This window comes from Bradyrhizobium sp. Rc3b (assembly GCF_900114915.1).
Taxonomy (GTDB): domain Bacteria; phylum Pseudomonadota; class Alphaproteobacteria; order Rhizobiales; family Xanthobacteraceae; genus Bradyrhizobium.
This window is the reverse complement of record NZ_FOUS01000011.1, coordinates 170124-182666: the sequence shown is the minus strand read 5'-3', so window position 1 is coordinate 182666 and position 12543 is coordinate 170124. Positions and strand designations below refer to the sequence as shown.

Genomic DNA, 12543 nt, shown 5'->3' with positions numbered 1-12543 from the left:
AGGGCGCCCTGCTTGAGTGATTTTCGAATTTGCGGCCGGAGGCGACCGGCACGCGAGGAGAAGACGATGAACCAAGAAATTATGAATCTCTTCAACCCGACGACGCCGGCTCAGGTCTTCGACCAGATCCGGATCTCGATCGCGTCTCCAGAGAAGATTCTGTCCTGGTCCTACGGCGAGATCAAGAAGCCGGAGACCATCAACTACCGCACCTTCAAGCCCGAGCGCGACGGCCTGTTCTGCGCCCGCATCTTCGGGCCGATCAAGGATTACGAGTGCTTGTGCGGCAAGTACAAGCGCATGAAGTACAAGGGCATCATCTGCGAGAAGTGCTCGGTCGAGGTCACGCTGTCGCGCGTCCGGCGCGAACGCATGGGCCATATCGAGCTCGCAGCGCCCGTCGCCCACATCTGGTTCCTGAAGTCGCTGCCCTCGCGCATCGGCCTCCTGCTGGACATGACGCTGAAGGATCTCGAGCGGATCCTCTACTTCGAATACTACGTCGTGCTCGAGCCGGGCCTCACCGCGCTGAAGGACCGCCAACTGCTGTCGGAAGACGAGTATCTGAAGGCGCAGGACGAGTACGGCCAGGACAGCTTCACCGCCATGATCGGCGCGGAAGCGATCCGCGAGCTGCTCAAGGGCATGGACCTCGAGAAGCTCGAGGCGACCTTGCGCCTCGAGATGCAGGAGACCGACTCCGACATCAAGCACAAGAAGCTCGCCAAGCGCCTGAAGATCGTGGAAGCGTTCCGCCACTCCGGCAACAAGCCGGAATGGATGATCATGACCGTGGTCCCGGTGATCCCGCCGGACTTGCGTCCGCTGGTGCCGCTCGACGGCGGCCGCTTCGCGACCTCGGACCTCAACGACCTCTACCGCCGCGTCATCAACCGCAACAACCGCTTGAAGCGGCTGATGGAGCTGCGCGCGCCCGACATCATCATCCGCAACGAGAAGCGCATGCTTCAGGAAGCGGTCGATGCGCTGTTCGACAACGGCCGCCGCGGCCGCGTCATCACGGGCGCCAACAAGCGCCCGCTGAAGTCGCTCGCCGACATGCTCAAGGGCAAGCAGGGCCGCTTCCGCCAGAACCTGCTCGGCAAGCGCGTCGACTATTCGGGCCGTTCGGTGATCGTGGTCGGTCCCGAGCTGCGCCTGCATCAGTGCGGCCTGCCGAAGAAGATGGCGCTCGAGCTGTTCAAGCCGTTCATCTATTCGCGGCTCGACGCCAAGGGCCTGTCCACCACGGTGAAGCAGGCCAAGAAGCTGGTCGAGAAGGAGCGGCCCGAGGTCTGGGACATCCTGGATGAGGTCATTCGCGAGCATCCGGTGCTGCTCAACCGCGCACCGACGCTGCATCGTCTCGGCATCCAGGCGTTCGAGCCCGTGCTGATCGAGGGCAAGGCGATCCAGCTTCACCCGCTGGTCTGCTCCGCGTTCAACGCCGACTTCGACGGCGACCAGATGGCCGTGCACGTCCCGCTGTCGCTCGAAGCGCAGCTGGAAGCGCGCGTCCTGATGATGTCGACCAACAACATCCTGCATCCGGCGAACGGACAGCCGATCATCGTGCCGTCGCAGGACATCGTGCTCGGTCTGTACTACGTCTCGATCATGCGCGAAGGCCTGCCCGGCGAGGGCAAGGTGTTCGGCGAGATGGCCGAGCTCGAGCACGCGTTGCATGCGAAGGTCATCCACCTCCACACCAAGATCAAGTACCGGTGGGAAGGCGTCGACGAGACCGGCAAGATCTCGAAGCGCTGGATCGAGACCACCGCCGGCCGCGTCATGCTCGGCAATTTGCTGCCGAAGAACCCGCGCGTCCCCTACGAGATCATCAACAAGCTGATGACCAAGCGCGAGATCTCGGGCGTCATCGACCAGGTCTACCGCCACTGCGGCCAGAAGGAGACGGTGATCTTCTGCGACCGGATCATGGCGCTCGGCTTCTATAACGCGTTCAAGGCCGGCATCTCGTTCGGCAAGGACGACATGGTCGTGCCGAACTCCAAGTGGAAGATCGTCGACACCACCCGTACGCTGGCGAAGGATTTCGAGCAGCAGTACAACGACGGTCTGATCACCCACGGCGAGAAGTACAACAAGGTCGTCGACGCCTGGTCGAAGGCCACGGAAGAAATCGCCAAGGCGATGATGAAGGAGATCTCCGCCACCAAGAAGACGGCGGCCGGAGCCGATGCCGACATCAACTCGATCTACATGATGGCTCACTCCGGTGCCCGCGGTTCGCCGGCCCAGATGCGCCAGCTCGCCGGCATGCGCGGCCTGATGGCCAAGCCGTCGGGCGAGATCATCGAGACGCCGATCATCTCGAACTTCAAGGAAGGCCTCTCGGTGCTCGAGTACTTCAACTCGACCCACGGCGCCCGCAAGGGTCTCGCGGACACCGCGTTGAAGACCGCGAACTCGGGCTACCTGACCCGTCGTCTCGTCGACGTCGCGCAGGACTGCATCATCACGCAGAGCGACTGCGGCACCAAGCTCGGCATCAAGATGCGCGCCATCGTCGATGCCGGCACCGTGGTTGCTTCGCTCGGTTCGCGCATCCTCGGACGCACGGCCTGCGAAGACATCCGTGACAGCTCGGGCAAGGTGATCATCAAGCGCGATACGCTGATGGAAGAAAGCCATCTGGACGCCATCCAGCAGGGTGGTGTGCAGGAGGTGAAGATCCGCTCGGCACTGACCTGCGAACTCGTCAACGGCATCTGCGGCAAGTGCTACGGCCGCGACCTCGCCCGCGGCACGCCGGTCAACCACGGCGAAGCGGTCGGCGTCATCGCGGCGCAGTCGATCGGCGAGCCGGGCACCCAGCTCACGATGCGTACGTTCCACATCGGTGGTGCGGCGCAGCTCAACGAGCAGTCGTTCGTCGAAGCCAATTTCGACGGCAAGATCGTGATCAGGAACAAGGCCATCGCCCGCAACAGCGAAGGTCACCTGGTCGCGATGGTGCGCAACATGGTGGTGGCGATCGTCGATGCCGACGGCACCGAGCGTGCGACGCACCGTGTCCAGTACGGCTCGCGCCTGCATGTCGACGAAGGCGATATGGTCAAGCGCGGCCAGCGCGTCGTCGAGTGGGATCCCTACACCCGTCCGCTCCTCACCGAGGTCGAAGGTACCATCGGCTTCGAGGATCTGGTCGAGGGGCAGTCGATCTCGGAAACGCTCGACGAAGCCACCGGTATCGCCAAGCGCGTGGTCATCGACTGGCGCTCGACCCGCGGCGGTGCGGACCTGCGTCCGGCCATCGTGGTCAAGGGCAAGGACGGCAAGGTGCTCAAGCTCGCCCGTGGCGGCGATGCCCGCTACATGCTGTCGGTCGACGCCATTCTCTCGGTCGACGTCGGCGCCAAGGTCAATCCGGGCGACATCCTCGCCCGCGTCTCGACCGAAAGCGCCAAGACGCGTGACATCACCGGCGGTCTGCCGCGGGTGGCGGAACTGTTCGAGGCACGGCGTCCGAAGGATGCGGCGATCATCGCCGAAATCGCGGGCACCATCCGGTTCGGGCGCGACTACAAGAACAAGCGTCGCATCTCGATCGAGCCGATGGACAAGACCGACGAGCCGCGCGAGTACCTGATCCCGAAGGGCAAGCACATCCACCTTCAGGACGGCGACGTCGTCGAAAAGGGCGACTTCATCGTGGAAGGCAACCCGGCGCCGCACGACATCCTGGCGGTCAAGGGCATCGAGGAACTCGCGGCCTATCTGGTCAACGAGATCCAGGAGGTCTACCGGCTCCAGGGCGTGCTCATCAACGACAAGCACATCGAGGTGATTGTCCGTCAGATGCTCCAGAAGGTGGAAGTCACCGACCAGGGCGATACGGACATGATCTCGGGCGAGCAGGTCGACAAGATCGAGTTCGACGCGCTGAACGAGAAGGCCAAGGAAGAGGGCAAGAAGCCCGCCACGGGGACGCCGGTTCTGCTCGGCATCACCAAGGCGAGCCTCCAGACCCGTTCGTTCTTCTCGGCGGCCTCGTTCCAGGAGACCACCCGCGTCCTCACGGAAGCGGCGGTCAACGGCAAGGTCGATCCGCTCGAAGGCCTTAAGGAGAACGTCATCGTCGGCCGGCTGATTCCGGCAGGCACCGGCGCCTCCATGGCCAAGATTCGCGAAGTCGCCATGAAGCGCGACAAGCTGATCCTGGACGAGCGCGAGAAGCAGGCGGCGGTCGTGTCGCCCGCGCCGGAAGCGGAGCTTCCTGCGCTGCCGCCCGCGGAATGATCGTTCATCCGTAGGACTGCCGAGGACAATGAAAAGGCCGGCGAAAGCCGGCCTTTTTGTTGCTTTGCTTGTCTGTTGCGATGCGGGATCAACCTTTGTTCATCTTTCCTTCAGCCGCAAAAGCGCTTCTGCTAGGAGAGTTTAGACCGGTGGTCCCGTGAAGGGGGCGGGCCGGAGACCACGGAACTCACATGCTTGATCTCGCAATCGTAGGCGGCGGCCCCGGCGGGCTGATGAGCGCTTGGTATCTGAAGCGCAAGCTTGGCGATCTCTGTCGCGTCACCATCTACGAGGCCTCCGATCGGCTCGGCGGCAAGATCGTCACCCGCAAGTTCGATTCCGCACCTGCGATGTACGAGGCCGGCGTTGCCGAGATCTACGACTACTCGATGACCGGGCCGGATCCGCTGCGCGAGCTGATCCAGCATTTCGGGCTGCAGACGATCCCGATGGATGCCGAGCAGGTGCAGTTCGGCGGCGAGCTTCTCGACGACGTGCCGGGCATGCGCCGCAAGTATGGCGCCAAGACCGCCGCGGCGATCGAGGCGTTCCGCAAGCGCTGTGCCGAGGCGATGTCGCCGATCGAATATTACGAGGGCGTCGGCGCGCACGACAACGAGAACCCCTGGGCCTACAAGACCGCCGAGCAGGTGCTCGACGAGGAGGTCGAGGACGAAACCGCAAAGCGCTTCTTCAAGGTGATGGCGCGCTCCGACATCGCGACCGAAAGCCACAACACCAACGGCCTCAACGCGCTCAAGAACTATCTGATGGATGTCGACGGCTATATCGGCCTCTATTCCATCCAGAACGGCAACGAGCAGCTGATCGAGTGCCTGCAGTCGGAGGTGAACGCCGACATCCAGCTCAATCACCGCGTGCTCACCGTCGGCAAGGCGCCGACCGGGCGCTACCAGCTCAAGATGATGAACGGCAAGGGACCGGAGACGCGCGACTTCGATCTCGTGCTGGTCTGCCTGCCGCATTCCTGGCTCGCCACCATGGGGTGGGAAGGCGAACAGCTCCGCAAGTCGATGGTCAAGCACGTCTCTTACTTCGACCGTCCCGCGCATTACCTGCGCGTCTCGATCCTGTTCGACACGCCGTTCTGGGGCGAGAAGATTCCAGGCGCCTGGTTCATGTCGGAAGCCTTCGGCGGCTGCTGCGTCTACAACGAGGGTGCGCGCCACGACGTCGGCAAGCACGGCGTGCTGAACTGGCTGATTCCCGGCTCCGACGCGCTGGCCTTCGCCAATCTGTCGGACCAGGAGCTGATCGATGCCGCGCTGAAATCGCTGCCGGCCTCGCTCGGCGATGCGCGCCTGCATTTCATGGAAGGCAAGATCCACCGCTGGTTGTCGTCGGTGAACGCGATTCCCGGCGGCCTGCCGGTGCGCGACGTCATGACCAATCACCGGCCCGAGCCGAAGGAGCATCCCGGCATCGTGGTGGTCGGCGATTATCTGTTCGACTCGACCCTGAACGGCCTGCTCGACTCCTCGGATGCGGCGACCGACATCATCCTGACCGAGATGATGCGCCTGCGCCGCGAGCGCGCGCAGGACGACAAGCCGCTCTCCGACAAGATCGACCGCGACTATTTCGAGAACTATCGCGGCCTCGGCCCCTATCATGAGGCGTGGCGCCACTTCACCGATCCCGATTACCTCACACGGCTGCTCGGCATCGTCTGGGGCAAGACCAAGGGCGCCAAGCTGCTCGTCGCGGGCTCGGCCAGCGGCGAATTGGTCGGCGCGCTACGCGAGCGCGGCATCGATGCCTTCGGCATCGAGAGCAACCGCGCCATCCACGCCAGGACGCCGAAGGCGCTGAAGAAGTACAACAAGCTCGGCTCGATCACCGACATGCCGTTCAAGGACGGCGCGTTCGACTTCGTGTTCGAGACCAGCCTCTGCCACGTTTCCCCGAAGCAGGTGGTCCGCGCGATCAAGGAACTGAACCGCGTGGTCAAGACCGGCCTCGTGTTCGGCTCGATTACCTCGGACATGGCGCCGGCGCTGATCGACCGCTACGACCTCCTGCGCGGGGTCAAGAAACTCGGCACGTGGTGGGAATGGTCCGAACTGTTCTTCGGCAATGGTTTCGACCTCTCGATGCACCGCAAGGACTGCACCGATGCGCTCTGGGAGGCGACGCTCGCCGCCAACAAGGGGCCGGGGCAGTGGTACGCCGACGCCGACAGTCTGCGCTATTCCTTCTTCGACAAGGTCGAGGACGAAGACGAGGACTAGCCGCGGGGCGCGCGTCGAATTCGCCAATTGTTTTGCCGAATTCATCCTGATCGCATAGAATCGGTTCAATAGCGGCTTTCCGCTATGTTCTGCTTTCTCTGCGGTCATGCCGGCCGTCAGCATCGGTTGGTTTCATGGCATCCAAGCCTCTTTCGCCCGACAAACAGAAGCTCGCCGCCGAAGAGGCGGCCGAGCTCGATGACAAGCTCGCCTCGGCTGCCAAGCCGGACCTCGAAGACGACGAGGACGCCGAAGACGAGGCGGACGACGAGCTGGAGCTCGACGATGACGATGAGGACGAGGACCTCGTCGTCTTCACCGCGCGCGAGGCCGCCGGCGCGCTCGCGACCATCGTCGGGTTCGTCAAGCCGTTCCTGGCGAACTACAAGCGGATGCTGTCCTTCGTGGCGTTCGGCGTCTGCGTCGAGACGCTGTTCAACGTCATCATGCCGCTCAGCCTGAAGTTCCTGATCGACGACGCGCTCGGCGAGGAGGATTTCCAGGCGCTGTACAAGATCCTCGGCGTGCTCGCCGTGGCCGGCATCTTTACCTCGATCGTCGCGGTCTGGTACGAGCGCTGGGACGCGCGATTGGCGGCCTGCATCATCTCCGACGTCCGCAAGCGCTTGTTCGAGCACGTTCAGGACCTGCCGGCGGCCTATTTCGGCCGCACCAAGCGCGGCGAGATCCTGTCGCGCTTTTCCGTCGACCTCTCGGCCTTCGAAGGCTCGGTCAAGACGTTTGCCAACAGTGCCGCGCTGCCCTTTCTGGAATTGGTTGCCGGCATCATCCTAATGGTGTTCCTGAACTGGCAGCTCGCGGCGGTCGCGCTGCTCGTGTTCCCGATCACACTGATCGGCCCACGGATCCTGACGCCGAAGGCGGTGCAGGCCAATTACGAGCAGAAGCTCAACGAAAGCGCGCTGCTCGGCATGGTGCAGGAGAACGTGGCGGCGCAGGCCGTGATCAAGGCGTTCAGCCTGCAGCGCAAGATGTTCGGTTTCTTCACCTTCCGCAACGACGAGACGCGCAACAAGATCGCCTCAGCTGCGTTCCTGTCGACCATGGTGGAGCGGACGGTCACCATCTCGGTGCTGATGCTGCACCTCGTGGTGCTCGCGATCGGCGCCTATCTCGCCACCAAGGGCCAGATCACCATCGGCACCTTCGTCACCTTCGAGAGCGCGTTCTGGGAGGTCTCCTACAACATCGCTCATGTCATGCATTTCATCCCGGTATCGATCTCCTCGGCCGCCGCGATCCGGCACATGCAGGAGCTGCTGGACGAGCCGACCCGCGCTGCCGACCGCCCCGGCGCACCCGACCTGCCGCGCATCACCAACGACATCACCTTCGATCACGTCACCTTCCAGTACGAGGGCAGCCAGACGCCGGTGCTGGACAATCTCAGCCTCAAGCTCAATGCGGGCAAGCGCATCGCGATCGTCGGCCCGAGCGGCTCCGGCAAGAGCACGTTGCTCAATTTGATCCTGCGGCTTTACGTGCCCGACGAGGGCCGCGTCACCATCGACGGCGTCGACGTCCGCAAGGTGACGCTGGATTCGCTGCGCCGGAGCATGGCGGTGGTGTTCCAGGAGAACATGCTGTTCAACATGTCGATCCGCGAGAACATCCGGCTCGGCAAGGAGGGCGCGACCGACGAGGAGGTGGAGGAGGCGGCCAAGAAGGCCGAGATCCACCGCTATATCATGAGCCTGCCGCAGCGATACGACACGCCGGTCGGTGAACGCGGCGACACCCTGTCGGGCGGCCAGCGCCAGCGCATCGCGATCGCGCGCGCGGTCATCCGCAACCCCTCGGTGCTGCTGCTGGACGAAGCCACCTCGGCGCTGGACCAGACCACGGAAGCCGCGATCAACCGCACGCTGCTCAAGGTCGCCAAGGGGCGCACCATGATCTGGTCGACCCACCGCCTGACCTCGGTGGTGGAGATGGACGAGATCATCGTGATCTCGGGGGGCAGGGCGATCGAGCGCGGCTCGCATGCCCAGCTGCTCGCCAAGAACGGGACCTATCGCAAGCTCTGGAACGACCAGATCCACCAGCCGCACGGCGCGGCGGCTCACGCCGATGACGGCAGCGACGATGAGGACGAAGACGACCTCGAGGATGATGAGGACGAGGACGACGAGGAGGAATGACCGAGCTCGCACCGATTCTATGCGGCCATCGGTGTGCGCTTGATTCCCGACGTGACGATGCGCTCTTCGGTCAGAAAAAGCCCGGTCGGATAGCTCACATGCGGATAGGTCAGGACCGTCGGAAGCCTCGCGGCCGATATCCCGGGCGTTGGTCGCGCCGGGCAACCTCCGCCGATTTTGGTGACGTCCCCGCCGCCGATTGCTGCTGAAGCGGGTCGATTTGCGGCTCCCGCGTAAAAAAGGCCGTGCTGCGCGACACAAAAGTACTTTTTGCCCGGATATAAATAGCCGCGAGGCTGGCGAAATGAAGGCTGCGGTCCCATATCGGAGTGGTGCGGCGAGGGCGGCAAACAGCGATTTTGACAGGCTCCTGAAGCGGTTCGTGGCTGTCGTTTCGCCTTGACTTGATCGATTCTCACTTATAGAAAGCGCCTCACTTAACGACAGGCGGTGAGCATCGCCAGCGTCGGAACGGGCCACCCGTTAGATCCCCAAGGACTAGAGCCACAAGGGATCGCTCAAGGCGGGCACCAACCTCGACGAATGCCGCTCAAACGCTGTCGCTCATAGCTAGGCAATGCCAGTGCGATTCTAGTTCTCTTGAGCTTATTCTCTTGAGATCGAATTCGGATGCATGACCTCAGTGCGCGGGCCGCGGCTTTATGCTGACCGGCCTCAATACTGCGGTCCTCTGTGGCGTCGAAGCGCTTTCCGCCCGTTGATGGGGCGGTTGGCGCGATTTCGCTTTGTGCGGATTGTTCCGCGGAAGGCGACCTCGTCGGGTAGGTAGCTCGAAAGAATTTGCAGTCCCGGCGACGGGCTGCGGCAAGACAGCGGATCCGAAAAGGGTCTGCGACAGAACAAAGGGTAAGGCCAGGATGCCGACGATCAACCAGCTGATCGCTCAACCGCGTGAAGTGCAGAAGTCGCGCAAGAAGGTGCCGGCGCTGCAGCAGTCGCCGCAGAAGCGTGGTGTTTGCACCCGCGTCTACACCACGACCCCGAAGAAGCCGAACTCGGCGCTTCGTAAGGTCGCCAAGGTGCGCCTGACCAATGGCTTCGAGGTGATCGGCTACATCCCCGGTGAGGGCCATAACCTTCAGGAGCACTCGGTGGTCATGATCCGCGGCGGTCGCGTCAAGGACTTGCCCGGCGTGCGCTACCACATCCTCCGCGGCGTTCTGGATACCCAGGGCGTCAAGAACCGTAAGCAGCGTCGTTCGAAGTACGGCGCGAAGCGTCCGAAGTAAGCGGGAACCAGGTCCATGTCTCGTCGCCACTCAGCGGAAAAGCGCGAAGTCCTTCCCGATCCGAAGTTCGGGAACATCATCGTCACGAAGTTCATGAACTCGGTGATGTACGCCGGCAAGAAGTCGGTCGCCGAAGGCATCGTCTACGGTGCGTTCGGTATCATCGAAACCAAGACCAAGCAGAACCCGCTCGGCGTTTTCGAGCAGGCGCTCGAGAACGTCATGCCGACGATCGAAGTGCGCTCCCGCCGCGTCGGCGGCGCGACCTACCAGGTTCCGGTCGAAGTTCGTTCGACCCGCCGTCAGGCGCTGGGCATCCGCTGGCTGATCTCCGCTGCGCGTGATCGCAACGAGAAGACCATGACCGAGCGGCTCTCGGCCGAGCTTCTGGACGCCTCGAACAACCGCGGGAATGCCGTCAAGAAGCGCGAAGACGTGCACCGGATGGCGGAAGCCAACCGCGCCTTCTCGCACTATCGCTGGTAACGGCGACACACGGAATCTAAGGAACACCCTATGCCCCGCGTTCATGCCATAGAGAATTACCGCAACTTCGGTATCATGGCGCATATCGATGCCGGCAAGACCACGACCACCGAGCGCATCCTCTATTACACCGGCAAGAGCCACAAGATCGGCGAAGTGCACGAAGGTGCCGCGACGATGGACTGGATGGAGCAGGAGCAGGAGCGTGGCATCACCATCACCTCGGCTGCGACCACTGCATTCTGGGCCGGCAAGCGCCTGAACATCATCGACACCCCCGGCCACGTCGACTTCACCATCGAAGTCGAGCGTTCGCTGCGCGTGCTCGACGGCGCCGTCTGCGTGCTCGACTCGAACCAGGGCGTTGAGCCCCAGACCGAGACCGTCTGGCGCCAGGGCGACAAGTACAAGGTTCCGCGCATCGTCTTCGCCAACAAGATGGACAAGACCGGCGCCGACTTCTTCAAGTGCCTGGCCGACATCGTCGACCGCCTCGGCGCCAAGCCGATCGCGATCCAGCTTCCGATCGGCGCCGAGAACAACTTCAAGGGTCTCGTCGACCTCGTGAAGATGCAGGGCATCATCTGGAACGATGAATCGCTCGGCGCGAAGTTCGATTATGTCGACATTCCGGAAGATCTGGTCGAGCAGGCCAAGGAATACCGCGAGAAGATGGTGGAAGCCGCCGTCGAGCTCGACGACGACGCCATGGCCGCCTATCTCGACGGCAAGGAGCCGGACGAAGAGACGCTGAAGCGGCTGATCCGCAAGGCGGTTCTGACCGGTGCGTTCTATCCCGTGCTGTGCGGCTCGGCCTTCAAGAACAAGGGCGTGCAGCCGCTGCTCGACGCCGTCGTCGACTATCTGCCGTCGCCGATCGACGTGCCCGCGATCAAGGGCACCGACGATCGCGGCAACGAAGTCGTGCGCAAGGCGGACGACAAGGAGCCGCTCGCGCTGCTCGCGTTCAAGATCATGGACGACCCGTTCGTCGGCACCATCACCTTCTGCCGCATCTACTCCGGCGTTCTGCAGAGCGGCACCGGCGTCGTGAACTCGACCCGCGAGAAGAAGGAGCGTATCGGGCGCATGCTCTTGATGCATGCGAACAACCGCGAAGACATCAAGGAAGCCTATGCCGGCGACATCGTCGCGCTGGCCGGCCTGAAGGAAGCGCGCACCGGTGACACGCTGTGCGATCCCGACAAGCAGGTGATCCTCGAGAAGATGGAATTCCCCGAGCCGGTCATCGAGATCGCGATCGAGCCGAAGTCCAAGGCCGACCAGGAAAAGCTGGGCGTGGCGCTGGCCAAGCTCGCTGCCGAGGATCCGTCCTTCCGCGTGTCGACCGACCAGGAGTCTGGCCAGACCATCCTCAAGGGCATGGGCGAACTCCATCTCGACATCAAGGTCGACATCCTCAAGCGCACCTACAAGGTCGACGCCAACATCGGCGCGCCCCAGGTTGCGTTCCGTGAGCGCGTCACCAAGAAGGCCGAGGTCAAGTACACCCACAAGAAGCAGACCGGCGGTACCGGTCAGTTCGCGGAAGTGTCGATCGTGGTGGAGCCGAACGAGCCCGGCAAGGGCTACGAGTTCGAGTCCAAGATCGTCGGTGGTGCGGTTCCGAAGGAATACATCCCCGGCGTCGAAAAGGGCCTCAACAGCGTGATGAGCTCTGGTGTCGTCGCGGGCTTCCCCGTGGTCGACGTCAAGGTTCAGCTCGTCGACGGCAAGTATCACGACGTCGACTCGTCGGCGCTCGCCTTCGAAATCGCATCGCGCGCGGCGTTCCGCGAAGCCTTGCAGAAGGGCAAGTCCGTCCTGCTCGAGCCGATCATGAAGGTCGAAGTGGTGACCCCGGAAGACTACACCGGCTCGGTCATCGGCGACCTGAATTCGCGGCGCGGTCAGATCCAGGGTCAGGACATGCGCGGCAACGCCAACGTCATCAATGCGATGGTGCCGCTCATGAACATGTTCGGTTACGTGAATAACCTGCGCTCGATGAGCCAGGGTCGCGCAACCTTCACCATGCAGTTCGACCACTACGCAGAAGCGCCGGCCAACGTGTCGGCAGAAGTCCAGAAGAAGTTTGCCTGATTGTCGTCGGTCACGAACTGACGATTG

6 protein-coding genes are annotated in these 12543 nt (G+C 63.0%); all 6 read left to right on the top strand.

The window, feature by feature from the left end; all coding sequences use genetic code 11:
- Positions 1-66: 66 nt before the first annotated feature.
- The 6 genes from rpoC (at position 67) to fusA (ending at position 12516) form a co-directional block, all read left to right on the top strand.
- The gene (rpoC, locus tag BM190_RS25970) at positions 67-4263 is read left to right on the top strand and encodes a DNA-directed RNA polymerase subunit beta' (RefSeq protein WP_018322257.1); all 4197 of its coding nucleotides are present in this window, start codon (positions 67-69) and stop codon (positions 4261-4263) included.
- 191 nt (positions 4264-4454) lie between these two features.
- Entirely contained in the window at positions 4455-6515 is a 2061-nt protein-coding gene (locus BM190_RS25965; RefSeq protein ID WP_092260223.1) for an FAD-dependent oxidoreductase, read from the top strand.
- 134 nt (positions 6516-6649) lie between these two features.
- On the top strand, positions 6650-8677 hold the full coding sequence (locus BM190_RS25960; protein WP_092260221.1) for an ABC transporter ATP-binding protein: 2028 nt from the start codon (positions 6650-6652) through the stop codon (positions 8675-8677).
- 878 nt (positions 8678-9555) lie between these two features.
- Positions 9556-9927 carry a 30S ribosomal protein S12 gene (rpsL, locus tag BM190_RS25955; RefSeq protein WP_007603006.1) on the top strand — a complete coding sequence of 124 codons (372 nt, stop codon included), beginning with the start codon at positions 9556-9558 and terminating at the stop codon, positions 9925-9927.
- A gap of 15 nt (positions 9928-9942) precedes the next feature.
- Positions 9943-10413, top strand: a complete 471-nt coding sequence (gene rpsG / locus BM190_RS25950) for a 30S ribosomal protein S7 (protein ID WP_018322260.1) — start codon at positions 9943-9945, stop codon at positions 10411-10413.
- Between the two features lie 30 nt (positions 10414-10443).
- The gene (gene fusA, locus BM190_RS25945; RefSeq protein WP_018322261.1) at positions 10444-12516 is read left to right on the top strand and encodes an elongation factor G; all 2073 of its coding nucleotides are present in this window, start codon (positions 10444-10446) and stop codon (positions 12514-12516) included.
- Positions 12517-12543 lie beyond the last annotated feature (27 nt).

Excerpts from the sequence above, each read along its gene's own strand:
- rpoC (WP_018322257.1), top strand. The coding sequence starts at position 67 with ATGAACCAAGAAATTATGAATCTCTTCAACCCGACGACGCCGGCTCAG.
- BM190_RS25965 (WP_092260223.1), top strand. The coding sequence starts at position 4,455 with ATGCTTGATCTCGCAATCGTAGGCGGCGGCCCCGGCGGGCTGATGAGC.
- BM190_RS25960 (WP_092260221.1), top strand. The coding sequence starts at position 6,650 with ATGGCATCCAAGCCTCTTTCGCCCGACAAACAGAAGCTCGCCGCCGAA.
- rpsL (WP_007603006.1), top strand. The coding sequence starts at position 9,556 with ATGCCGACGATCAACCAGCTGATCGCTCAACCGCGTGAAGTGCAGAAG.
- rpsG (WP_018322260.1), top strand. The coding sequence starts at position 9,943 with ATGTCTCGTCGCCACTCAGCGGAAAAGCGCGAAGTCCTTCCCGATCCG.
- fusA (WP_018322261.1), top strand. The coding sequence starts at position 10,444 with ATGCCCCGCGTTCATGCCATAGAGAATTACCGCAACTTCGGTATCATG.